Genomic DNA, 24979 nt, shown 5'->3' on the forward strand with positions numbered 1-24979 from the left:
CTGATCTCCATATCCGGAACTTTATAGTAATGGGCTCGCCTCTCCGATGCCGAATACCCCGAGACGGTGAAGGGCTCTTGTACATGCGATATATAAGAGATTTTTATCTTCTTTGCTGCTGTAGTTTTCCAGGTTGGCATCGCAGATAAGAACCGCATCAAACTCCAGCCCTTTTGACATATAGACAGGCATGACAAATCCACCCACAAGCTTCGGCATGCTCCCCTCCTGTATCAGCTGAATCTCCATCCTGTCCCTCAGACTCTCAAACAAGACACGGGCATTTTTCTCACTCTTACAGAGCAGCCCAATGGACCGGTATCCGTTCTCAAGGCAGAAACCGACCTCATCGGCAATCAGAGCGTCCAGCTCCTTCTGACTGCCGGCCATATGAATCTCAGGCTCATCCCCTTTTCGGTTAAAGCTCTTAATTTCCGGCCTGTGTTCAATAAATTTGAGGCTGTAGTTCAGTATCTCATTCGTGCATCGGAAACTCTTATCCATGGTTATCAGAGAGGATCTTCTCATGTTCAGGATATTCCTTATCTGTTCATATAGAGACAGATTCTCCTGTTTTTCCAGCGTCTGGTTAATATCTCCCAGAATTGTAAATTTGGAGTTGGAAAACAGCAGGTGAAAGATCTCATATTGAAGGGGATAATAGTCCTGTGCTTCATCAATTACCACTTGTTTGATGTCCTGATACCTGATCCTGCCGCCCTCTGCTCCCCCTGCCGCAGAATATGCGTTCTGGGGGCCTCTCTGCGAATACCTGCCTGCTCCGTTCATTTTCAGATGTAAATATGCCAGGGCAATGGCATCATCGTAATATAAATAGCCGGTATCCAGATTTTCCTGAGTATAATCCAGTATCTCGTCCAGGCTGCTGCCGGCCGGTGAATCTCCCGACAGACTGCGGAAGTATGCTTTATCGCGGAACAGTTTCTGATAGAGGCTGAAAAGATCAGGCTCCGTAAATTTTTGAATCTCCTGCCTGATCATTATCTTTTCTGCTTTCCTGATTCTTCCCTTATTTGATTCGCGGATTAAGTCCAGAATAATATCTTCGAGCTGCTTAAGCTTAATTCCCAGGGGAGTTTCCTCTCTGCCCAGTACTTTATTGCGCAGAGCCTCTTTTCTCACAATGCACTTATCTTCATAGTACACATCTTCAAACTCAATCCACTTATGTGGCAGATCTTTGATAAACTGGTTTAAAATATCCAGGAATTGAAGTGAAGTTTTGAACTCAATGCTGCTTTTTATTATCTTATGGTATCCCCTGCTTGTAATCAGATTCTCCAGAAATTTATTTTTGGACTGGATGCGTTTTGTCTTCAGGACGGAGGCAAGAATATCTTCGAATACGATGGAGACAACATTACTTTCCCCCAGCTCCGGCAGTACCTCTGAGATGTACTGTTCAAACAGGGAATTGGGCGAGATAATCAGGATATTATTTGCCGCCAGCCTTCCCGAAAGGCCCTGATACATCAGATATGCGGCCCGGTGAAGCGCAATCGAAGTTTTGCCGCTTCCCGCGACACCCTGCACCATCATCAAATCATTTTCCATATCCCGGATAACCAGATCCTGCTCCCGCTGTATTGTCTCAACGATTGCTTTCATCTTGGAGGAAGTGTTTCTGGACAGCAGCTGCCGCAGAAATTCATCGACGATCTGTACATCCGCATCAAAAAAATATTCCAGCTTCCCGTCACGAATCTCATACTGCCGCTTCAGGTTTACCTCGCCTGCAATCCGGCCGGCAGGCGCATCATAAAAAACCTTACCGGTCAGGAAGCGGTAGAAAACACTGGCAATGGGTGATCTCCAGTCATAAATATACATTTCATGCGATGTTTCTTCTTTTAGAGAAGCGCGTCCTATATAGATTTTCTCGAAATCGTCTTCCCCCTCGAATTTAAAATCAATCCGGGCAAAATAAGGTGACTTTATGAGCTTCTCCAGTAAACATATTTTATGTTCCATTTCTTCATAGGCCACAATCTTATCCGTCACAAAATTCATATCCTGACTTAGTTCGGCAAGCGCCTCGAACCCATCCGAGGACCAGAGGTCCGGTATCGAGTGGGACGTGTTATCACGCATTTCCTTCTTTGCTTTTATAATATCCGATTTGTTTTCCTCATTGCGCTTACGGGCACATTCCAGCTGTTTCAGTGCCAGTGCCTTTGTATCCTCTAATCTATGTTTCTCAAATTCCAGTTCAGACTGATCGTATTCCATTCAAATATCACCTTTCATCTAAAATCAGCAGGGAAACTCTTCCCCTGCTGGATTCCTGCGAACTATGCCATTGGGGTAAGTTTACCACAAATCAACTTATAAAAATAGGGGGAAAATTGTAATGTAGGCTGAAAATCGGCTAAAGGGACGCCTGTCTGAGATGGGGAGCGGGACGCCGGCAGGGCATAGAGGGGGCTTTCTGGGAGTAACCCGCTTACGGAGAAGTACTAACGCAAGAGGAGCCGCCTATGAGGGCACATCCGGCATGCAGCGAGAAAGCCTGATGCTTTCTCGCCTTAGACCGGAATGGAAAGTGATTTTGGTAAATCACTTTCCATCCCTCATAGACGGCTCCTCTTGCGTAAGTACTTCTAGACCGTGCGCTCTATACTCCCAGAAAGCCCCCTCTATGCCCTGCCGGCGTCCCGCTCCCCATCTCAGACAGGCTTGGTTCATCCGGATTTTTAGATGGTCTCATTACTGGGAGGGGTTTCCTTGGGAGAGGCGGATTGGATTGGGGGCATGTTTGGCCTTTGGCTGAAGATGTGTTTGTTGTATGTTTGTAATATGTGTTTACATTCTGTGGTGGAAATGGGCGGAATTTTGCGTTTTTTATTTCGGTGCCGAAATATATTGACACATGGAAGTGTGTGTGCTATTATAATATTACGGTACCGGAATAAATGTTGTAAGGAGATGTTTAGTTATGGAAAAAACGATTGATGAGTTGTTGTTTGAGAAGATGACGCTGTTTTTTAGGAATATGCGGCCGGAAGGGCCGGGCGGGCATCGGGGGCATGATGGCAGAGGGCCGGGATTTGGCGGGCCTGGTTTTCATGGGGAGCATTTCAGGCATCCGGGGCCTCCGGGACCTCCTGAGCCTCCTCATTCTGAGATGAGGGGGTTTGGACGGGGGCCTTTGCATGAGGGACCGCCGGATCGAAGGGGGCCGCTTGGCAGGGAACGTGTTTTGAGGATTATTCTGGAACATGAGGATGGCATACGGCAGAAGCAGATTGCAGAAGAGCTGGGAATTAATCCTTCTTCTATGTCTGAATTGATTTATAAGCTGGAATCAGACGGATATCTGGAGAGACGGGTGGATGAGAGTGATAAGAGGGCCACGCTTATTTTTCTGACGGAAAAGGGAAAAGCCAGGGCTTTTGAGGTTCAGGATGAACAGGCTGAACAGATGCAGTTCCTGTTTCATAATTTGAGTGAGGACGAAAAGATGACTTTGCTTGCTCTTCTTGAAAAGCTTACGGCGCCTGCTGAAGATTGAAAACCCAAGAGCATCCCGTAACTCACGCTATGACCGGCCGGTCTGCAGTAAAGCTGCAGAATGACAGATACTCTGTTTCGCATGAAAAAGCCGCCCAACTGGTGATTCGCTGTATAGGCGGCTTTTTCATGGTTGTGTTAATCAACTTATTTTCTACAGCCTCTATTCCCATTTGAAGAATTTTAATGAGATTCCGATGCAGACGGCAGCGATAAATATCATTACAATTACCGAAAGGAAGACTGTTTCGCTTTTATTGCCTAGAGATGCTGCTTTGAGCAGTTTGATCCCCTGTGTCATGGGTAAGAGTTCGGCTGCTTTCTGCAGTGCCGGAGGCATGACCTCGTAGGGAAGCGTCGCTCCTGAAAATATTAACATTGGAAAATAGAGTATGCTTGCAATGACTCCGGCCATTTTAGTATTGGGGGCTATGCCTCCCACCATCATGCCTATACTGAAGATAGAAATTATAACTAAAATATATCCGCCCAGAAAGCCGGGAATTGAGCCACGGAACTGATATCCAAAGAAACATTTAGCTGTAAAAAACAACAGCAAAAGAGAAAGCACTGCGTATATCGTATAGACAGCTACCTGTACCAGCAGGATCAGCGCGGGGCTGATGGGCGTTACTTTGTAACGCTTTAGGATATGCCGGCTGCGATAGTCTGATACAACTAACGGAAGTCCCATCACACCCCCCGCGCAGATTGAGATTGTCGTCAGCGCGCCGAATGATTGTTCCAAAAAGGAATACTCTGCTCCGGCAAAGGCGGGCTTGTTTCCGTAAATAATGCCCAGAATGATCAACACAACAAGAGGGACACAGATGGCAAATATGAACATATCCATTCCCCGTAATGATAACTTCAACTCTGTTTTCAGCATTGTCTTAAACGTCTTCATCTGTCTCTCCCTCCTCGTCTGAATACCAAAGATACGCGTCCTCAAACTTGTCGTACGGACTGGTTTGAACCGCTTCGGATACGGTTCCGTAAAATACGATTTTTCCCTTTTTTAAAATACAGATCTGGTCACATAGCGCTTCCACTTCATCCATAAAATGAGACGTCAATAGAATGGTTAAGCCTTTTTCTTTTGATATGGAAAGAATTTTCCAAACTTCCCGGCGTGCCCTGGCATCCAGCCCGGTTGTCAGTTCGTCCAAAAATACAAGCTCCGGATTCGGAATGAGCGCAAGGACAATGAACAGGCGTTGTCTTTGTCCTCCTGATAAATCCTTTACCAGACTTTTTTTCTTGTCCGAAATACCAAATCTTTCGAGCAATTCCCCGGGATCCGCAGCATTGTGGTATAAAGACGCAGTCACCTCACAGAGCTCTGCCACTGTGATCTGTTCCTGGCAGCTGGTCTCCTGGAACTGAACGCCAACTTTTTCAAACAGCTTTTTCCGATCTTTCAGCGGATTCATTCCCAAAACGGAGATTTCCCCCCTGTCGGCTCTCTTCGTACCTAAGATACATTCGATCGTTGTACTCTTTCCTGCGCCGTTGGCCCCGAGCAGTCCGAATACCATGCCCTTGTTCACGGAAAAGCTTACGTTGTCTGCCGCAGGCAGCTTATGATAAGATTTTGTAAGCTGCCTGACTTTGATTACTTCCTGCATGTCATTACCTCCATTTCTTTTTTAGAGTGCTTTTACTGCAAAAGAATACCACCAATCAAAACATTGGTGGTAAAGTGGAAGGTTATGAAAATTTATTTTTCATTTTCTGCAGCATATCCAGTATTTTCAGCGCATTCTGCTCTGCCTCTGAGAGAGAGGTCATGAGCTTATCGCATACTGCGATAATGTCTGTGTCCTCCTTTGGTGTATTAAGAGCGCCTCCGATATCAAGATCCGGATTTTCTGATAACAGGCTGAGCATATGCAGGATTGATTCCAAAGAGTAGTTTGCGCACCGCAGGGAACGGATTATTTTAAGCCGCCGTATATCTTCGTCCGTATAAACCCGATATCCATTTTCTCTGCGCCGGATCTTCAATAAGCCGTTCATCTCCCAGTTCCGCAGAGTGTCCATCGAAATGTCCAGATACCCGGACACTTCTTTCCGCTTTAAAAAGTGCTTATTTTCACCGGGCTTTCCCGATAGAATCTGTTTGACCATCTCTACGGCCTCTTCTGCGTTCTTCCTCTCCCGGCGCACCTGTTTTAAATATTCCTGGGTAAGTGCGGCGGCCGTATCATAATCCCCACCGGCCGATACCTTTACCATTTGGATGATTTTCTTCCGCAGGCCATTTTGCAGCACCTCAATCTGAAAGGCAAGACGGGCAAGCCTGAATTGCTCTATATGAACATCAGTAAAGATGCGGTACCCGTTGGGCTGCCGCCTGGGCTTCGGTATCAGTTCCAGTTCTTCGTACAGCCGCACCGTATTGGGATGGATGCCTATAATTGCTGCAACTTCTGCTGTTTTATATTTCGTCATCTGCCTTCCTCTTTTTTAATAATAGTCTTTTCCGATGTTTTTTCAGTCCGGTGGCTGGCATACCGGGCAGTAGTAGACCGATCCTCCCATATAGGTTTCTTTGTTGATGGTCCCGCCGCAGACCGGGCATGGTTCCTTCCACGTGTTCTTTGACATTTTTGTCCGGTATCCTCCCGGATTACCAAACAGATCTTTCTCTGTATCACGGCCGCCCTGTTCTGCCATCGCCGTCAGCACGCTGACCATGCAGGAAAGCAGTCTCTGCTTCTCCTCTTCGCCCAGTGCCTGCAGCTTTCTCTTAGGATGTATCCCCGCCTCGAACAGAATATCCTGCAGAACTCCATTCCCAATTCCCGGAAAATGCTGATCCGTTGCAAGCAATGCTTTTACACTGCTCACCGGCTTACACCTTTTTATCCTGTCATAAAAGTAAATCTTAAATTCATCAGAAAAAGGAGAAACAGCATTTCTGCTTTTCTCATAGTATTCGTCAGCATAGTCTCCCCTGTGGACAATCATGCCCCCATACATAGCCACTGTAAATACCAGTGCCATGCCGTCGTCCAACACGATTAAGAGCTGATAATTTTTAGGAACTTTTTCCAGGGGGATCAGGCGGGCATTCACACCGTCGTTAAAACACAGCCTGTAGCCCTCCTCAAAAATGATTTCGACAAAAATCCCAAATCCCTCTGAGGAAATAATTTTCTTTCCTTTTAAAACCGTATTATATGCAGCAGGTTCGCCGTTATACCAGCAAAATCTGTGTACTTTGGTAGGCGGCAGAACTTCGCTGACAGTTCTTCCTGCAGTCGAATCTTTTAACTGCGATGCTGTCGTTAGTACCTCCGGCAGCTCAAGCATACGCCATTCCTCCTTTCCATGTTTTGCGATACCGGAGTCAGAGAGTCACTCTCCCCAGCTCTTCCAACTCATCAAACAGGTCGTTTCTCATCTACCAGAACGCCTCAATGTGCAGAGGGACCCGAAATCCGTTGTCTGACGTTCCGGGAGATTTATTTAAGATGTGATATGAAAATTATACTACATAGAGCAGGTTAACGCCATTATAATTCATATTCTTACTCTACTTATATATGGCGTTTTTTAACAGTAATGCAGCGGCTGCCGCATTTAATCTGATTTTGGGATATCACTTATTATGACGTCCGTGCATAGTATATAGATGGAGGTGACTAATATGAATTCCTGTGAACTCGTTACTTATATATCATCCATTGCATGTTTTCTCTCAAAAAACTGCTCCACGGAGGAACTGGAACTGCTGGCCGCCATCTTTTCGCAGCTTGGGGATACACTGGCAACAATCCTGGTAAATGAAGCCAATTGTCCATGTGATGACCAGTCCGTTTCTAATATATAGGTATTTTTCTGTACGAAAAAACTACTAACTCTTCGTGCATTGGTTAGTAGTCTTATATTTGCCTTATTGGTTCAAAACGAGTCTTTTTATAAAAGTAGTCTTACCTTTTCCGTCACATTGTCAGAGCCTTTTATCCCCAGCATAGGAATGCTCAGATTCTCTGCTGCTAGCCGTCTGTTAAGTATCTCCATGAACAATCCCATTCCGTCCGTTTCCTGATCACAGTCGGAAGTCGTCTCTACGCCGCAGTTTGGAGAACGGTTCGCTCCGATGATTCCAAGAATCTGAAATCCATATTTTCGGTATTCCAGAAGCTGCAGCATCACGTAATCTGCAAGGGACGTCAGCTTTTCATACGTATCTGTCTTCTGCATCTCTCTCCGGATCCGGGTGTTTTCTACTACAACGGGGCTGTCTGCTCCCCGTATGTTTCCCCTGTCCAGCCCCAGACAGCAGAGCTCCGGACAGGGCATCTGAACGATTCCCACATCTGCATCAAGAAACATTTGTATCATATCTTTGAAAGCAGCAGGGTACACTGCAGTACCATCTGATATAGAATTCTGATTCAACAGGCAATGTGCTATCAAAACCACTTTTTGACTTCTAACATCCGTAAACATAGTATTCTCCCTCCTGCAACCATGGTAAGCAAAAGAAAACCTCAATGGCAGGCTCCGCCTATTGAAATTCGCCTGCGGCGAAAGGCTGGACGCCTGCAGCCATCATGTTTTCATACGGTCTGCACAGTAAATGCGCAGACCTGACTAATCTATTACTCTATATGGGAAACTCCTTCATATACAAGCGCAGTTAAATCAGCAATAGCCTTCCACCGTGTTTCATCCGCGCTGACATAATAATAATTTTTTGTCCCCTCTTTTCTCATATTAACAATTCCCGCATCTTTAAGTATCTGCAAATGGTGGGAAACGGAGGGCCTTGTCAGGTGGGTCTTTTCCGCAATCTCTCCGACACGGATACCGGATAGATTGCCCTGTAAAAGCACAAGTATGATCAACTGTCTTGTTTCATCCCCAATTGCTGTAAATGCCTCTCTGCATTCCTGAAATCCCTTTGTAATCTTTTCCAGGCGTTCTGTACATTCTCTGTCCATAGATAATATCCTCACATAAATTTTACGTCCGGCTTATTGCGCTGCGCTGAACGCTGATACTTCACCTTCGGATATCCCAGCACTAACGTGGCGGCTGCTTTTTTTCCTTTTGGGATCCCCAGTGTTTTCCGGATTCTGCGTGAACTGTTTGCAGCAATTGTAAAAAAGCCGCTGAACAACACGCCTAAGCCGTTTGCTTCTGCGACAAACTCCATGTTCTGCGCCGCCAATACTCCGTTGCCCTTATCCTTTGCCGCAATCACAATTACAATAGGTGCATGGAAAAAGAAAAAATGATCGTCAATTTTATTTCTTCTTGCCATTGGGCTGAACAAATCAGCCAGCGGCTTTACTTTTCTGAATAACTGAACTGCCATCTGCTCAATTTTTTCTTTCTTTTTATCTAATACAATAAATGAGACATCCTGCAAATTCTTGGCCGTATGGGTTAGTCTTCCTGCTTCCAGGATCTGCCCGATTACTGCTTTTGGGATTTCTTTATGCTGAAACTGCCGGACAGTCCGCCGAAATCGAATAACATCCAGTACTTCCTCCGGATTCAGCCGAGTCCCCTTGTTCTCCACAGGTTTTGTAGCATATCCGCTGATTGTGATTGCTTCTTTGGGACATACTGCTTCGCAGTGCCCGCACATGATACAGTCATTGGTGTAAATATCCGCTTTATTTCCCTTCAACTCAATATTGTTGGCAGCACAGTCTTTAACACACATGCCGCAGCCAATACATTTTTCGGAATTTACTTTTATCATATGATCTGCCATAGTAATACCTTCTTTCGTTAATTTTTATTAACCATTATAGCAGACATATATAAAATTGCAGTATTGGTAAAGAAAGCGTTTACCATTAAATCTATATCTAAATATTTTTCTTACTCTTATCCACTGGTTCCCTCTTTTTCACGCTTTCAATACTGGCCCTTTCCTATTGCGTCCCCATCATCGTCAGAATTTTACCAGAACTTCTCCATATACTTTTCAGCCTCTGCCGGCTCCAGGCTGAATTTCTCTGCCGCCTTCGCTTTCGTGTCTTCCCTGGAAAATTTCACCTCGCGGCAAAGCTCTATCAATACCTGTATTCCTTCCTCATGACCTTCCTGTAACCCTTTTTGGTGTCCTTCCTCTATCCCTTTCTGATGCCCCTCCTGGAACCCTTCTTCTTTCACCTGCCGCATATGTTTTTCCTCATCATATTCATAGATACTCACGCTTTTCACCTCCGCTCTGTTCTTACTTAGAAATTCCGACAGAATATTTTCTCTGATACATTCCGTGATTGCCAGTTCCACTGCAGCCTCAAGGCCCATACTGCCGGCATATTCCCTCACCCTAGATACATACTCTGAATAATCTTTTAGTATCTTGCACGTATCTAACAATTTTGTATTGTGTCCTGGATTTATATTAAACATAACTGCCGTCAACTCAAGAGCATACTCCTGTTCAGGTACCATAAAGGCCTCAGACAGCCTTAATACCTTAATATCCTCCATTTTTTCAGTCCCGTTATAAAAGATCACAAACCTTGGAGTTGGGATCTGTATGGTCTTTGTTCCATATAAGTTTTCATCTTTTGTCATGACCGAATATAAATCTGACACATAAATCAGGCATCTCAGCGGTAAGTTCGGACTGAATGTAGACTGATGCTCATATAATGTCAGACGGGAGTCAATTATAAACGACAGGTCATTCTTCATTGACATGTAAATTGCATTTTCCAGAGTATTAATTTCCAGTAGTTCCGGATCATTATACTCCGTGCCATTCATTGCGTTATACAAGTCAAGTAACGCTCTCTTCTCACTGAATATCATTTCAAATAGTCTGGATTTGTAGGTACGTTTTGCATACTTCCCACTGGCGTTTTCATTTACCGCCCCATATTCCTGCTGTTGTACTGTTTCTTTGTTTTGTACGTCTTTCTGCATATATCTGCCTCCTTCGTAATTATGCAGGAGGCTCCTGCTATCCAAAATAGCTATCACTGAAACCCCTCTGCTGTTTAAATTGGAATCCAAAGCATTGAGATTTCTTGCATTGATATCTGTCATTAGAAATGATACCAGATCCGGGGTTGCCCGTTAAGAAGTTTTAGAAATATATTCATGCTTTTAAAATATCTTAGCATAATAATCACTTAAGCACCAGTCTATTGTCAGCAGAATTCAAAACCGAATTCAAAAACACGCCTCCTGTGTTAGATAGTTATGTCCCTTAAAGGTCATAGCAACTCTGGCACTCTGCCTTAAATGTCAACTGGGGTATGAAAATTTAATAAGATTTTTCTTTAGAAATTTTTTGGAAATCTTTTCAGAGAAGTTAAAGATAAATAAGTAAGGGAATGATAATATAGATCGTATAGATACTTACGCATACAGCGTCCCGAATAAACAGAGAGGTATGTAATATGAAACAAATGATTAAACATTCTTTTGGAATTGCTCTGAGCAACTGGACAACTTTGCTGCTATTTGAGTTGCTCTATAAGGTGGTCTGTTATTCCCTGGTTTACGCTCTAAGCCAGGATATCCTTAATTACGCATTAAAAGCCGCCGGAATATCCTATTTGAGTTTTGAAAATGCCAGACAGCTGATAACAAGTCCCCTCTCTGTTATTCTGCTGCTCGCTCTTCTGTTCTTTATAACCATAGTCACATTTTTTGAGCTTTCCGCCCTGTATATTTACTGTGAAAAAGGGTGGAGCCGTGAACAGCTGCCTCTGCGTCATCTGATAAAATATTCTGCTCAAAGCTGCTGGGAACTGCTGCATGTGAAAACGCTTCTGTTTTTCTGGGGCTTCATGCTGACCGTCCTGATCGCAGTGTCTCCTTTTTCCCAGCATGTCCTGGGCTGGGTTAAGATACCGGAATTTATCACGGATTTTATTACACAAAACAAACTTTTCCTGATCCTGTCCGTAATTGCCATAATCATTTTAAACTTCATATTTTTTCTTTATCTTTTCACCCTGCCATCTATTCTGTTGTTTAAAAAGAATGTCAGGATTTCCTGGAAAGAGGCTGTTTCACTCATAAATCAACGAAAGGCTGGAACAATCTGCAAAATCATCATATCTTTTGTGATTTTTTTCGCAGGAATCTTTGTGATTGCCGCATTACTCACGTTTATCCTGGCTGCATATTGCAAACTATTTTATCCTGTGTCGGAAGCAGAAGCCGTATTCCGCTTCCTGTACAAAAACTGGGAGACACCTGCTGTTATCGCATCAGGCGCCATTGGCACGATCTGGCTTTTCTCCTCGATTACGGTTTTGTTCCACGATTACAGAGGTGAATCCCGGCCTGTCCGTGTAAAAAGAAAGAGAAACCCTATCTACTTTATCAAGCGCGGAGTCATCATTGTCGGTACATTGTTACTGTTGGTGATGTACAGTGAAACAGAACTGGGCGGCAATTATATTTATCCGGGCCGTTCTGACACCCAGATCATCGCCCATCGAGCAGGCGCCGTCTTTGCGCCAGAAAACACAATTGCAGCTTTGAACCAGGCTATAGAAGACAAAGCCGACGCTGCAGAGATAGACGTGCAGCAGCTGAAAGACGGCACACTGGTCATCATGCATGACAGTAATTTCAAGCGTACAACGGGCAATGATAAGAATGTTTGGGACGCCACATTTTCTGAAATGAAAAATTATGACGCGGGTTCTTCATTTTCCCCCTCATTTTCAGGCGAGCCGATACCTATGCTGGAGGATATGCTAAAACATGCAAAAAATAAGATTAATCTGATGATCGAACTGAAGCTGACAGGCCATGAACAGGAAGGCAGCCTGGAGAAGCAGACACTGGAAATGATCAAGAGGTACGATATGCTTCACCAGTGTACGATCGCCTCTATGAACCTTCAGGTTCTGGAAAAAGTAAAAGAACTGGAGCCCAGAATAGAAACCGTATATATTACACCCCTGCTCTATTCGAGGGACTTTGATATTGACTATATTGACGGATATAGTCTGGAAACGACCTCACTGTCCATAGATATTACGAATGCCATCAGAATGCAGGATAAAAAAGTGTATGGATGGACTGCGAATTCAGATGATACTATAGACAAAAATCTGAGATACCGGGTGAACGGAATTATTACGGATAACCCGCTTCTGACCGAATATTATATAGAATCCCGCCAGAATCCTCTCTCTCTGGATTCTTTAACTGGGCTGTTGTTTTAAAAGTTCAGGCTCCTGGGATGTCACCGTTTCTGCATCCCAGGAGCCTGAATATTTCTTTCCTGTACTTTTTACTATGGGGCAGCTCGGCATGGATTTCCAACTCAGCTTCAGTACCAGACAATAGTTTATCTGCAGTCATATATTAATTCCGTTATTCCATTATACTCCCTGGTTCGAACTAACTTTACGTGAGTTATATACCCGCTGGCTGGAGATGGGGACATTTCTCCCGATCTTCCGTTCCCATGGAACAGATACTCAGAGAAATATGGAATTTTGGAGAAAAGGGAAGTATCTTTTATGATGCTATCGACAAGTTTATCTGTCTTCGATATAAACTGATGCCATATATTTATTCTATGGCTTATGCTGTTTGCAGGCATGGGGAAACAATCATGAGAAGTCTGCTGTTTGATTTTATAGACGATCCTGCTGTTAAAACCATCCACGATCAATTTATGTTTGGAAAAAGTTTTCTAATCTGTCCAGTAACAGAGCCAATGTATTATGATAGTGGAAATAATAAAATTGAGAAACCACAAATACGGAAATGTTATCTGCCTAAAGGATATGACTGGTATGATTATTGGACTGGAGTATGTTATGAGGGCGGAAACTGGATAACTTCCCCTGCCCCCATTGACAGAATCCCTGTATTTGTTAGGGAGGGATCTATTGTTCCTACTGTAGAAGGCCTGCAGTACGCATGCCAGAAACCGGAACATCCAATGGTAATTCATATCTATCCGGGAAAAAATGCTTCCCTTGTTTTATATGAAGATGAAGGTGATTCTTATAATTTCGAAAAAGGTCTTTTCAGTCTGATTCCAATCGAATGGGATGAAAAACAACAACTTTTAACACTCCATAACAGATCCGGTGAATTTCCCGGTATGGAGAATAAAAGAACATTTATACTAGTTTTATGCAGTGTCAAAAGAACAGCTTCATATGACGGTGATGAGATGGAAATTAGCTTCAAATAAAAGGTACCGGCAAATCCCCTAACGGACTTGCCGGTTTATCAATTGGATAGATTGTTTCAATCCATCCTCAGTAGTTCTGTGAATACGATTACATCTTACTATAAATGCGTAGATTGACCTCATGTCAATGGAGGATATCTGCCATGTACAAAGATATCCCTTTGTACATGGCAGCCTTCGTCATAATCCTGGCTAACCGGCCATACCATCGGAATATACCGCCTTTCTGACTCAAATACTATAGAGGGATTCCCTTATTCAATCACCTCTTCCTCCCACTCCATTTCTACATTCTTCCCAAAATGTGCGAGCCCGATGTAGTATACCGTCCCGGTCATACCTGCATCGTATTTCTTTGTTTTGATCTGTTCGACCGCACGCTGCGCAAGTTCCTTCAAATTCTGTGATTCTTCCTTCGTATATTTGAATTCCAGAATCATATGGGGCAGTTCCGGTTTCTTCGCATAGAGCAGTATATCGCTTCTGCCCGACCCGCTTTCCCGATTGCTTCGCACATCATAATATCTGTACAGGAACGCACACATGCCAAGCATCATCATATGATAGCTGTTCTCGCTTTTCAGGTCATGGCAGGACGGGAGCTCCAAAAGTATCCACTGGTACTCCTCGGCAAACTCTTCCATATCCCCCAACCTCAGATACCTCAGCATACTTGCGATATGCCCTTCTTCTAAGTTCAGATAGAAGGCAGTCAATTCCTGGAACGCCCTGCGCACCTCATAGTTTGGTATCCTCAGCCGGCAAAAGCCTTCCTCTAATTCTTCCTCAACCGTTACCATCCCTGCATTGATCAGCATGCCCCATAGGGAAGCATCATCCGGCTCCTCATAATAAGATGTTGCCAGCTCTGCCCTGACACTGACCGAGCCATCTTCGATCAGTTTCTTGTAGGCAGAGGCGAACTTCTCCCCTCTCTGGTTAAGTGCGTTCTTGATCATACTATTTTCACTTGTATTCACCCAATATGGTTCCAGCTTTTTTCGTACTGCATAAAATGTGACAGACCATGGATTGTAAACTTCTGTTGATCCGAACCTGTAGCCATCATACATTAACCTGATATCTTCCGACAGTTCCAAGCCGTAATACTGCAGCAATTCTCCTGTCTCCTCCCCGGTGAAACCAAAGCAGTCCGAGTATTCCTCGTCACAGACAGTACAAACTGCCAGGTTATTCAGTCCCGAGAAGATATTCTCCTTTGCCACCCGCTGAATCCCCGTAAGCATCGCCTTTTCCAGCGCCGGATTCCCTTTTAAAGAGGCGCTCAGCATGCCTGCCAGGATTCCTCTCACCTCATCATAATATCCTCCGGCATTGGCAGCAATAAATGGCGTATCATACTCATCAATCAGGAGATATACCTTCTTACCGTAATACCGCTCCAATGCCTGGCACAGTACGATCACAGATCTGCTGATGCAGTTGTCCGCCTCTTTGGCATCCGGAGACTGCCACAATCCCTGGTAAATATAATCCAGCTCTTTTCTCTGTTCGTCCGGAAGTGTTCCGGCATCGAGTACTGCAAGTTGTCTTTGGTATTCTTCCCGGAGCACACACTTTAACTGGTACAGCATTCCGTCTGCCGTATCTCCTTTTACGTTGAGAAATGAAACAAAAATGACAGGGTGCCTGTTCATCTCTCCCATTACAAAACTCTCACTGACTTTCATGCCTGCAAACAGATCTTCCGAGCGCTTTGTGCAATCCAGAAACTCTGACAGCATAGACATATTCAGCGTCTTTCCAAAACGTCTTGGGCGGGTTAGCAGCGTAATCTGATATTCGGATTCCAAAAACTTCTCTATCAACTGTGTCTTGTCTACATAGTAGCCATTCTTTTCACGTAACCTGCGGAAATCCTGCAGTCCAATTGCCAGTTTTCTTTCCTTCACCTTCTGTGCTTTTTTTAAGGCCGCTCTATAAGGCCCCGGCGCTTCCCTGACCGTATCCGCTGTGCGTGCCGGTGCTCTTCCGAACAATTCATCCAGGGAGCATTCCAATACTTCGCTGATTCTCTCCAAAGTCTCCAAATCCGGAGAACGATTCCCGATTTCATAATTGGTGTATGTGGAACGGGAAATCTCCAGTTTCTCCGCCATCTGTACCTGCGTATATCCTCTCAGCTTCCGGTGTAAGACCAGATATTCATGAAACTTTGTTTTCATCTCGAGCCACGCCTTTCCTTTTTCTTTAGTATAACGCAACATGTTTCGAAAAGCAACCTTTTATGTATTTCTTTTTGAAACATCTTTTACTCTTTGCTCGCCCTGTTTTGCACATCTATTGTTTGCTGCAAAGATGAATAGTTCTTTTATAAATAGTTATCAGACCAGCAATAAAAATTTTAGAGAATAACAATAAAAAACAACAAAATTTCAAAATCAATCCAATTTATTTGAATTATTGTATGATAACCTTATCAAAAATAAAAAACCTCGGCAAAACCCCAAATCCAATGGATTGAAAGAAGAAAATCACACAGGACTGCCGAAAAGGCGAAAGGAGACAAAAGGGAATGAAAAATGGGAAAAGATTTACAGGCATAGCGCTGGCCGTGATTATGTCAACCACCCTCTGTACAGGTACATTCAGCTTGAATGCAAATGCCTGTGATGCAGAACCAACCACTGTTACAGAGGCACCAGAGCCAGCACCCGACAGTATCACAGGAGGGGAGAATCCTGAAGCAGAAACACCAGAGGAAATTACCACAACACAAGTAAACACTGAGACGGTTGCTTTAGGCGAGGACAATGCAGTACCGGCAGATATTGAAGTTCATACAGATGAATCCACGGTAGCGGATGATACAGATTTAAAGGAGGAAAATTCCGCTGTGCCTGATGATGCAGATTCAAAGGCAGATAATGCCGCAGTGTCAGATGATGCAGATTCAAAGACCAAGGATTCAGCAGCAGAAACGTCAGAGGATATACCAAACAAAATAAGCAAATCAGCGGATACAACTGGGAAGAATAACTCTTTGGCGGTTGCTTTAGCGAAAAAAGCACAGACAACAATTCAGACAACTGAACCGCCGAAAACAGACTCTGCAAATAAAATCCAGGCAAAGACAGAACCGACATTGGATGATTATTTTGATGAGGCAGCCAATATAGTACAAAACTATAAACTTGATAATAATGTGACAGAAGCGGAAATAAAAGAGGCTGTTGACAGGAAGATAAATAATCCGCTTATTACCGTAACGATTGAATTTATCGAAAAGAGCGATGCCACTGAAGACCAAGATGGATCTATTACTATTAGAGTAACTGTATCAAACGGATCAGTCAGCTGCCAGGGATCAGGAAGGTTTCCATTACCATCCTTAGAAAGTCAAAGACAAGAGCAGGAAGAAAAGATAACCAAGGCGGAGCGAGCTGTATCCAGCGTTTTAGAGAGTATGCAGTGGCAGGATTTTGCTGATATAAATAATGCGGATACCATTAGAACTAAAATGAACGATGCAATCCGTTATGCAGGACAGTCCGGGGTTTATGTTAAGCTGAGCTGGAATCCCGCTCCCGAAGAGGCCGTGGTTGGAGATTTCTATGTCAGCCTTTCCTTAGATAATTGGGAAAATATTGACGACCCTACCGGCAAACGTATGGTCAGCCATACTTATACGAATTATAATAACTTGAAATCAAACATTATTTCTGAACTTAAGAAGGCCACGTTTACAAATGCTACAACGCTATATGATTTTATGGCTGTATTTTGCAGAGCAATCCCTGGTGGATATACAGCAGAGTGGGAAAATGGCAATGCCTTTGCCGTTAATAAATCAACTGCATCCTCTGAAGGAAGCATTACAGGAACTGTGATTATATTAAATCAGAATTTAAACGAAGAATTCAAGTGGGAGCTTGATCCAAAAGCCGATGGAACGATCATTCCTAAGGTTAACAATCCAACTGAGAATTCAAATGTAGAAGACATCCAGAAAGCAAAACAGATTTTGGAGAGATATATCGGCTCACATAATTTCTATAAAACAGACGCTTTGGATCTTGATGTCCTAACATTTCTTCAGGAGCAGATTAACCATACAGGAGTGTCACTGAGCTGGAAGGTCAGTCCTTCTCAGGCTGAGACGGTACTCACAGACTTTGAGGAGACAAAAAAGGTAACCCTGATCCTGCAAAAAGGGACTGCCAGCGAAGAGGTAAAGACACAGATACACTTTTCACTTGAGCCAGCTTATGATTTTACATATGGTGCAAATTCGGTATGGCATATGGGTTCCAAAGAAGGCCTTAGATTTGAATTGAGCGGTGACCCGCTTGCATATACTGCCTTACGGGTAGATGGGAAGGATCTGCTCTACACACAGTACAGCGTAGATGAAACCGGAGCAGCCAAATTCATCCTGTTTCCGGAATTTCTGACAAGCTTAGGGGTAGGGGCACATACTATGGAGGCTGTTTACACAGACGGCGTTGTGAAAACAACGTTCACAATCATGGCAGCGGATTCCAAACCGAATGATCCGACACCGGAAAGTAAACCAGAGACTACGCCGGAAAATAAACCTGTTTCCACGACCAAAGAGAAAGAAGAAGTTAAGAAAACAGCAAAAAGCCCCAAAACCGGAGATACTGCAAGTGCGGGACTGCTCTTTGCGGCAGTGCTCTTATCCGGAGCCGGGGCGGCCGGAGCATGGAAGAGAAAAAAATCTGAATCATAAAATCAAAACAGCCAACGAACTTTAGACACGTTAGCATAGCAGGAGTGCAAATGACGAGGCGGATCCGGCATCTGCCGGTCCACGCCTCGTCATTTACTGTTACTTCCACATGCGGGATAGAAGTTTATTTTCCGGAGAGATCCCCAAAAGCAGGGCTTCTAAACACCTTCGCATCCTCCAAAACTTCCCAACCGCCATTGGCATATTCTAATACTGTCACTGCACAGTTTGCCTGCTCATTCCCATCCCAAAACTTATCAATCCCCTTATTTTCGGCTGCTAAAATAATTCCTCTTATGAAAGCGCCATGCGAAAAAGCTATCATATTGCAGTTTTCCGGCTCTCCTTCCAAATCCTTTAAAAAATCTCTGCATCTTAACAGTAAATCTCCGATATCCTCTCCTCCTTCCGGCGCCCGGTATAGAGTCGGCGCGTGAAAGTAGTTATAAAGATTCTTGTGTTTTTCAATCCTCTCCAAAGCTCTTCCTTCCTCCGTCCCATAAGCAATTTCCTTCAGACGTTCATCCGGCTGTATCCGGCAGCCCCATCCCCTCAATACGATTTCCGCTGTTTGCATGGCTCTGCACAGCGGACTGCTAAAGGCTTTTCTGAAAGTATGCTTCTGCAAAGCCACAGCCAGCTTTTCCGCCTCCGCCCGCCCTGCGGAGTTTAAGGGGATATCTGCCTGACCCTGCAGTTTTCTGCTTCTGTTCCACTCTGTCTGTCCGTGACGTATAAGATATAATTTCATAATTCACTCCCTCTCATAACTGAAAGGACCAGCGTATATATCTGGTCCTTAACATTTCCTGCTTATGTTAAAATTTCACGACTGACTTAATCACTTCATCTTTATGCTCCAGGCTGTATTCGACCGCCTCAATGCAATCCTTGAAGTCGAAAACATGAGATACAATCTTTTTCAAAGGAACTGCGCCGGAAGCTACAGCTGCGATTGCTTTTGGATAAAGGTTTCTGTAGCGGTATACCGAATAGATAATCCCCTCCATCGCGTTCAGGGTGGCAATATCCAACTCCAGTACAGGTTCCGGCGATACCCCCACAAGTGTTACTTTCCCAGCCCTGCGAATGAGACGGCAGCTTTGCAGAGTAGTAACACGGTTGCCGGCGCATTCGTATACCTGGTCTGCTCCGCCGCCGGGCAGCGTCTTTGCAAAATCCTCTATATCTTCCCCTTTTGCTGCATTAAACACACGGGTCGCTCCCACCTCGAGGGCCTTCTCAAGCCGTTTTTCCAGCACGTCCGATACATAAATCTCATGCACCCCCCGGGCTTTTAAAGCCATAACCGTACACAGTCCAATACATCCGCTTCCGAGCACAATCGCTGTTTCACCTAGCTTTGCATCCGACAATTCCGCAGCGTGAAGCCCCACACAAAGTGGTTCCATCAAGCCGCCTTCCATAGTGCTCACATTGTCCGGTAATTTATAGCACATACTCGCGTCATGTACACAGTAATCGGCAAATACTCCGTCTTTTTCATTGGGAATTGCCATAAACTTTACATTTTGGCACAAATTGTAATGTCCCTCCAGGCATTCTTTGCATTTACCGCAGCCCACTCCCGGCTCAAGAGAGACTCTGTCACCGACTTCAAAACCTTCCACTCCTTCGCCTACTGCAGAAACAACGCCGCCCGGCTCGTGCCCCAGGGCAAGGGGACCGTCCAGTTCCCAGTTAGCCAGACGTCCTTCCTGGTAAAAATGCAGATCGGAACCGCACACTCCTACATATTCAAGCTTGATCTGCAGTTCGCCCTTCCCCGGCTGTGGAATCTCCCTTTCCACCCATTCTAACTGCTGTTTCCCTGTTAACACGCATACATTCATTTTTCCCTTCATCACTATACCTCACTTTTATGAACACTTAATTCCACAGCCTCGTGCCAGCCTTTTTTCTTTTGCCTGACGATTGCATGATCCATAACCGGCAGAAACTGTTTCCTGTTTAATTTTTCGAATATCGTTTTATCATACAGCTCCAGCTTAAGCCCTGCCATATAGGCCGCCCCTATTCCGGAAAGTTCTTCTGCATCCGGAGTCAGAACAGGCATCTCAGTAATGTCACTCTGAAACTGCATCAGGTATCCATTCCCCGCAGCCCCGCCGTCAGCCCGCAGTTCCTCTATTTCGATCCCCGCCTCTTCTTTCATTACATCCACTATATTTGCAATCTGATAGGCAATACATTCCAAGGCAGCTTTTACAATCTCCTTTTTCCCGGTCAGCCTGCTCATACCGGTGATCAGTGCCTTCGCGTCACTATACCAGTAAGGTGCTCCCAGACCGGTAAATGCCGGTACTATATATGTAGCATCCTCCGGGTTTGCACGTTCGGCCAGTTCTGCGGTTTCCCTTGCCGAACCGATAAGCTGCAGGTCTCTTTGCAGCCAGCTGATCACTGCACCGGTATAGTTTATATTGCCTTCCAGAACATAATTCACCGTTCCGTCAATCCCCCATGCCAGCGAGGTGACAGCACCCCGACTGCTAAAAACCGGCTTCTCACCAATATTCAGCATCACAGAGGACCCCGTGCCATAGGTTGCTTTCATCATCCCCTGCCTGATACACCCCTGGCCGAACAGCGCACCGTGGGAGTCGCCCAGCACCCCGCAGATGGGAATAGGTGAAGGAAGATACCCTTCAAAATCCGTTTCTCCAAAAACGGAATTGGAATCACAGACTTCGGCAAGCTGGTCAGTCCTAATTCCAAATAAATCGCAGACTTCGGGATCCCACTGCAGTGTCTGCAGATGAAAAAGCTGTGTTCTGGATGCATTGGAATAATCTGTTTTATATGCCTTCCCTCCGGTAAGTTTGTATAACAGCCACGTATCAATGGTTCCAAACATCAGCTCGCCCTGCCTGTTAAGTTCTCCCGCCTTACTCACATTCTGCAGCAGCCATGCAAACTTGGAGGCAGGAAAATAAGGAGACAGGCGGATCCCTGTTTTTTCCCGGACAATACCGGCTTTTCCTAATTTTTCAATTGCATAACATATACCTGCCGATCTTGCACACTGCCATACAACCGCATCTGCAGCAGGTTTGCCATTCCTGTCCCACACTGCGGCGGTTTCCCGCTGATTGCTGATTCCAAGCCCCTGCACATCATTTTTATTGATTCCTGCTTTTTCTATAACATCTCTCACTGCCATGATTGTATTCAGATATATTTCTTCCAGATCATGGGATACCCATCCTTCGTCCGACACAATTTGACGGTGGTTCCTGTCCGCCCTGCAGACTAAATTTCCAGTGCCGTCAAATAAAAGCGCCTTTGTTCCCTGCGTACTCTGGTCAATTGAAAGAACATATTTCTCCGCCATGTCACTCCTCCGTAAGCCCCATCAAAATCTGTTTTGCTTTTTCAGCTATTCCTTGTGGATTCAATCCATAATAATCAAACACCTCTTTTGAGGTTCCTGTGATAACAGGTGCATCCGGAAGGGCCATATTCATAACTGGTTTTGGACATTCACGCCCCACGACCTGGCTTACCATGGCTCCCAAACCGCCAAACGGAGCGTGTTCCTCAACTGTCAGGACTGCTTTTGCATTCCCGGCTGCTTTGATAACCGCGCTGCAGTCCAAAGGCTTTACACAGTACATATCTAATACTGCCGCCTCTATCCCTTCTCCGCGTAAAATCTTTGCAGCTTCGAAGGCTGCCGCTGTCATCTCACCACAGGCAATCAGCGCTATATCGCCGCCTTCCCGGAGCCAGACTGCGCGGTCCATTTCAAACGGGCAGTCTTCCTCTGAATAGATATCCTCCACCGGATTCCGTCCTACCCGAATATATGCAGGCTTCCCATCATCCAGCAAATGATTGACCAGCTTTGCCGTCTGGAACCTGTCGCTGGGCAGATATACCCTCATATTAGGGATTGCAGCCATGGCGGCTATGTCCTGTGCGGAGTGGTGGCTCATCCCTAATGCACCATAACTTACGCCCCCGCTAATTCCAATTAATTTTACATTCGTATTTGAATATGCCACATCCACCTTACACTGTTCATAGCTTCTGGCTGATAAAAAGCATGCGGGTGAAACGGCAAAAGGCTTTTTTCCGCAGCTTGCCATTCCCGCTGCAACGCTGATCAAATTCTGCTCTGCAATGCCCATTTCCACAAACTGATCCGGATATTGCTCCGCAAAGGGCACCAGGGATGCTGAGCCACGCGAATCGCTGCATAACACTGTGATTGATTTATCTTCGCGCGCCCTGTCTATTAACACATCACAGATTGCTTTTCTATTCGGAATCTTATTCATGTAATAACGCCTCCTTCCTTTGATCCAGATCTTTCATAATCTGTTCGTATTCTTCTTGGGTGGGGACCTTGTGGTGCCAAGACGCCTTATTTTCCATTACCGGAGATCCTTTCCCTTTTACCGTATTAGCTATGACCGCCGTCGGACAGCCCTTAATCTCCCTTGCTTCGTCAAACGCCCGATTCAGTAAAGAGATATCATTCCCGTCCTCTACGTCTATCACATGCCACCCAAAACTCTCAAACTTTTTATGTAGATCCACCTGTCCCATAACCTCTTCCGTGCTTCCTGAAATCTGCAGCCTGTTCCGGTCGATCACTGCACAGAGATTATCCAGATGATAATGCCCGGCCGCCATAGCTCCTTCCCATACAGAGCCCTCCGCCAGCTCGCCGTCCCCCATTACCGTATACACCCGGTATCCTGCATGATTTCTTTTTCCTGCAAGGGCCATTCCTGTGCAAACCGGAAGCCCATGTCCCAGAGAACCGGAATTCATCTCAATGCCGGGCAGTTTATTATTGGGATGCCCGATAAATGCCGATCCGAATTTACTAAATTCCTTTATAACCTTTTGGATGTCGAAAAATCCCCGTTTCGCCAAGACCGCGTAATATGCCTCCACGGAATGACCCTTACTCAGTACAAAGCGGTCTCTGTCCGGATCATCCGCAATCTCGGGACCAATATTCATCTGGCTGAAATATAAGGCAACCAGTATCTCCATTACACTCATATCGCCCCCTATATGCCCTCCTTTTCCTTCCACTATCATATCTACAACATTTTTTCTAAGCTCATAAGACAGAGCACTAAGGTTTTCCATGCATATCCTCCTTTTAAATTAATTTAGTTTCTTCTGCGCGCATTTTTATTAAATATCTTGTTTCCTTCTTTTCATTTTAATTATATCAATTATATTTAGTGATGTCAATAAATTTATTTAGTATTATTATATATTAATTTATGCATTCTATTTAATTTTTTAAATAAACTTGAAACAAATAGCGTTATTCGCTATTTTACGCACTCTTTATTTGTGAACCATATGCTACTGTGCACGCCCGCAGGATGTGAACAGTAACAACCATATAATGTTTTACTGTTTTTCAGAATCTTCTATTGCTAAATTTATTAAATTTTAGTAGAATATAAATATCTTAACAAGGAGGTATGCCAAATGCCAATAAGAGCTAAAGACATCGCTGAGATGCTGAATGTTTCCACTGCGACTGTATCCATCGTATTGAACAATAAACCTGGGGTAAGCAGCGAAACACGCTCATTAATCATAAACAAAATCAAAGAGATGAACTGTGATTACCTCTTAAAAAATATTCCCGCCACAGCAGCAGAAACAGGAACCATCGGTTTTGTTGTGTATAAGCGATTTGGAGATATCATAGATGAGGCTCCGTTTTTTAGTTATGCACTGGAGAGCATCAATCTGAGCCTGCAAAAATATGGCTATGGATTAAAATTTATCTATATCAGTAAAAACACATCCTCTTCTGAAAAAGAACGGCAGCTTAACGAGAGCGACTGTGATGGTCTGATTATCTATGCCGTTGAGATGTATGAAGATGACCTGGATATATTTACCCACACAGAGCTCCCCTTTGTACTGCTGGACAATTCTTTCCAGACCAGGGATGTGGACTGTGTTGCGATTAACAATATACAGGGTACCTGCAAGGCCATACAGCATTTTTACCAGATGGGACACCGGAAGATCGGATACATCAAGAGCAAGATCGCCATTACCAGTTTTAATGAACGTTTTGCGGAATACCAGCGCCAGCTGAAGCTTCTGGGGCTGGAATACAACAGCAGTTATGTACTGGAAGTCGGATATTCCGAACAGGGGGTCAATCATGCCGTTGAAAATTATCTGACAGGTTCTGTGATGCCAACCGCTTTTTTTGCGGATAACGATTTATTAGGATGTTATGCCATGCAGGCGTTCAAGCAGCACGGATACGCTGTTCCCGAAAACATCTCAATCATAGGTTTCGACGACCGGCCCATCTGCAAATTGGTTGAACCGCCATTGACTACAGTAGCAGTCCCCCAGGCTCTCTTTGGGCCGTCTGCGGTTGATTTACTAGTTTCCAAGATTCAAATACCGCGTACCCAGTCACTAAAGATCGACATCGGCACCAACCTCATTGAGCGTTCCAGTGTTATGCGGCTGCTTTAGTACTACAGCGAAACCAAAATAATATATCGTGTATAAGCTAAAAAGCAGCCGGATCGTTTTCCCGGCTGCTT

Annotated in this window: 21 protein-coding genes and 1 pseudogene; 7 read left to right on the top strand and 15 right to left on the bottom strand. The window is 44.6% G+C overall.

What is annotated here, in order from left to right; all coding sequences use genetic code 11:
- Positions 1–21: 21 nt before the first annotated feature.
- Positions 22–2250 carry a HelD family protein gene (locus BN1938_RS13500; RefSeq protein WP_050641110.1) on the bottom strand — a complete coding sequence of 743 codons (2229 nt, stop codon included), beginning with the start codon at positions 2248–2250 and terminating at the stop codon, positions 22–24.
- Between the two features lie 706 nt (positions 2251–2956).
- On the opposite strand from BN1938_RS13500, the gene BN1938_RS13505 reads away from it, so the two are divergent.
- A complete protein-coding gene (locus BN1938_RS13505; RefSeq protein WP_050641111.1) occupies positions 2957–3532 on the top strand; it encodes a MarR family winged helix-turn-helix transcriptional regulator in 576 nt (191 codons plus the stop codon).
- A 162-nt stretch (positions 3533–3694) separates the two neighbouring features.
- On the opposite strand, the gene BN1938_RS13510 is transcribed toward BN1938_RS13505, so the two are convergent.
- The 4 genes from BN1938_RS13510 to BN1938_RS13525 form a co-directional block, all read right to left on the bottom strand.
- A complete protein-coding gene (locus BN1938_RS13510) occupies positions 3695–4438 on the bottom strand; it encodes an ABC transporter permease (RefSeq protein WP_050641112.1) in 744 nt (247 codons plus the stop codon).
- Entirely contained in the window at positions 4425–5159 is a 735-nt protein-coding gene (locus BN1938_RS13515; RefSeq protein WP_050641113.1) for an ABC transporter ATP-binding protein, read from the bottom strand. Before BN1938_RS13515 ends, BN1938_RS13510 begins: the two co-directional genes overlap by 14 nt.
- Positions 5160–5241: 82 nt before the next feature.
- Entirely contained in the window at positions 5242–5985 is a 744-nt protein-coding gene (locus BN1938_RS13520; RefSeq protein ID WP_050641114.1) for a MerR family transcriptional regulator, read from the bottom strand.
- A 42-nt stretch (positions 5986–6027) separates the two neighbouring features.
- Entirely contained in the window at positions 6028–6849 is an 822-nt protein-coding gene (locus tag BN1938_RS13525; RefSeq protein WP_050641115.1) for a zinc finger domain-containing protein, read from the bottom strand.
- A gap of 337 nt (positions 6850–7186) precedes the next feature.
- Between BN1938_RS13525 and BN1938_RS13530 the strand changes: the two genes are divergently transcribed.
- Complete coding sequence (locus BN1938_RS13530; RefSeq protein ID WP_050641116.1) at positions 7187–7369, top strand: DUF6774 domain-containing protein; 183 nt, start codon at positions 7187–7189, stop codon at positions 7367–7369.
- Between the two features lie 86 nt (positions 7370–7455).
- Here BN1938_RS13530 and BN1938_RS13535 read toward each other — a convergent pair whose 3' ends face one another.
- The 4 genes from BN1938_RS13535 to BN1938_RS13550 form a co-directional block, all read right to left on the bottom strand.
- Complete coding sequence (locus BN1938_RS13535) at positions 7456–7992, bottom strand: CD3072 family TudS-related putative desulfidase (protein WP_050641117.1); 537 nt, start codon at positions 7990–7992, stop codon at positions 7456–7458.
- Between the two features lie 152 nt (positions 7993–8144).
- Positions 8145–8486 carry an ArsR/SmtB family transcription factor gene (locus BN1938_RS13540; protein ID WP_050641118.1) on the bottom strand — a complete coding sequence of 114 codons (342 nt, stop codon included), beginning with the start codon at positions 8484–8486 and terminating at the stop codon, positions 8145–8147.
- Positions 8487–8497: 11 nt separating this feature from the next.
- Positions 8498–9268: a nitroreductase family protein gene (locus BN1938_RS13545; protein WP_050641119.1), complete on the bottom strand. Its 771-nt coding sequence runs from the start codon at positions 9266–9268 to the stop codon at positions 8498–8500.
- 191 nt (positions 9269–9459) lie between these two features.
- Positions 9460–10437 (bottom strand): RpnC/YadD family protein, encoded by a 978-nt coding sequence (locus tag BN1938_RS13550; protein ID WP_050641120.1) that lies wholly within the window; start codon positions 10435–10437, stop codon positions 9460–9462.
- 479 nt (positions 10438–10916) lie between these two features.
- Here BN1938_RS13550 and BN1938_RS13555 point away from each other — a divergent pair, with 479 nt between their 5' ends.
- From BN1938_RS13555 to BN1938_RS24240, 3 genes and pseudogenes are all read left to right on the top strand, one after another.
- Positions 10917–12704, top strand: coding sequence for a glycerophosphodiester phosphodiesterase family protein (locus BN1938_RS13555; RefSeq protein ID WP_050641121.1), 1788 nt, complete (start codon positions 10917–10919; stop codon positions 12702–12704).
- Positions 12705–12849: 145 nt separating this feature from the next.
- Positions 12850–13054 (top strand): annotated as a pseudogene (locus BN1938_RS24235) (TIM-barrel domain-containing protein); the annotation flags it as partial.
- A gap of 45 nt (positions 13055–13099) precedes the next feature.
- Positions 13100–13690: a DUF5110 domain-containing protein gene (locus BN1938_RS24240; protein WP_330581574.1), complete on the top strand. Its 591-nt coding sequence runs from the start codon at positions 13100–13102 to the stop codon at positions 13688–13690.
- A gap of 254 nt (positions 13691–13944) precedes the next feature.
- Here BN1938_RS24240 and BN1938_RS13565 read toward each other — a convergent pair whose 3' ends face one another.
- Complete coding sequence (locus tag BN1938_RS13565) at positions 13945–15876, bottom strand: AAA family ATPase (RefSeq protein ID WP_050641123.1); 1932 nt, start codon at positions 15874–15876, stop codon at positions 13945–13947.
- 350 nt (positions 15877–16226) lie between these two features.
- Between BN1938_RS13565 and BN1938_RS13570 the strand changes: the two genes are divergently transcribed.
- A complete protein-coding gene (locus BN1938_RS13570; RefSeq protein ID WP_050641124.1) occupies positions 16227–18404 on the top strand; it encodes an LPXTG cell wall anchor domain-containing protein in 2178 nt (725 codons plus the stop codon).
- A 124-nt stretch (positions 18405–18528) separates the two neighbouring features.
- Here the strand turns inward: BN1938_RS13570 and BN1938_RS13575 are convergent, their stop codons facing one another.
- The 5 genes from BN1938_RS13575 to BN1938_RS13595 form a co-directional block, all read right to left on the bottom strand.
- On the bottom strand, positions 18529–19155 hold the full coding sequence (locus BN1938_RS13575; RefSeq protein WP_050641125.1) for a histidine phosphatase family protein: 627 nt from the start codon (positions 19153–19155) through the stop codon (positions 18529–18531).
- Positions 19156–19222: 67 nt separating this feature from the next.
- Entirely contained in the window at positions 19223–20269 is a 1047-nt protein-coding gene (locus tag BN1938_RS13580; RefSeq protein WP_050641126.1) for an NAD(P)-dependent alcohol dehydrogenase, read from the bottom strand.
- A 2-nt stretch (positions 20270–20271) separates the two neighbouring features.
- Positions 20272–21759 carry an FGGY-family carbohydrate kinase gene (locus BN1938_RS13585; RefSeq protein ID WP_050641127.1) on the bottom strand — a complete coding sequence of 496 codons (1488 nt, stop codon included), beginning with the start codon at positions 21757–21759 and terminating at the stop codon, positions 20272–20274.
- Between the two features lies 1 nt (position 21760).
- Positions 21761–22708 (bottom strand): transketolase family protein, encoded by a 948-nt coding sequence (locus BN1938_RS13590; protein WP_050641128.1) that lies wholly within the window; start codon positions 22706–22708, stop codon positions 21761–21763.
- Complete coding sequence (locus BN1938_RS13595) at positions 22701–23534, bottom strand: transketolase (protein ID WP_050641129.1); 834 nt, start codon at positions 23532–23534, stop codon at positions 22701–22703. The genes BN1938_RS13590 and BN1938_RS13595 overlap by 8 nt, the downstream gene beginning before the upstream one ends.
- Before the next feature lie 354 nt (positions 23535–23888).
- Between BN1938_RS13595 and BN1938_RS13600 the strand changes: the two genes are divergently transcribed.
- Positions 23889–24908, top strand: a complete 1020-nt coding sequence (locus tag BN1938_RS13600) for a LacI family DNA-binding transcriptional regulator (RefSeq protein ID WP_050641130.1) — start codon at positions 23889–23891, stop codon at positions 24906–24908.
- Positions 24909–24979 lie beyond the last annotated feature (71 nt).

Origin of the sequence: Eubacterium sp. SB2 (assembly GCF_001244405.1) — a bacterium.
Classification (GTDB): domain Bacteria; phylum Bacillota; class Clostridia; order Lachnospirales; family Lachnospiraceae; genus Faecalicatena; species Faecalicatena contortus_B.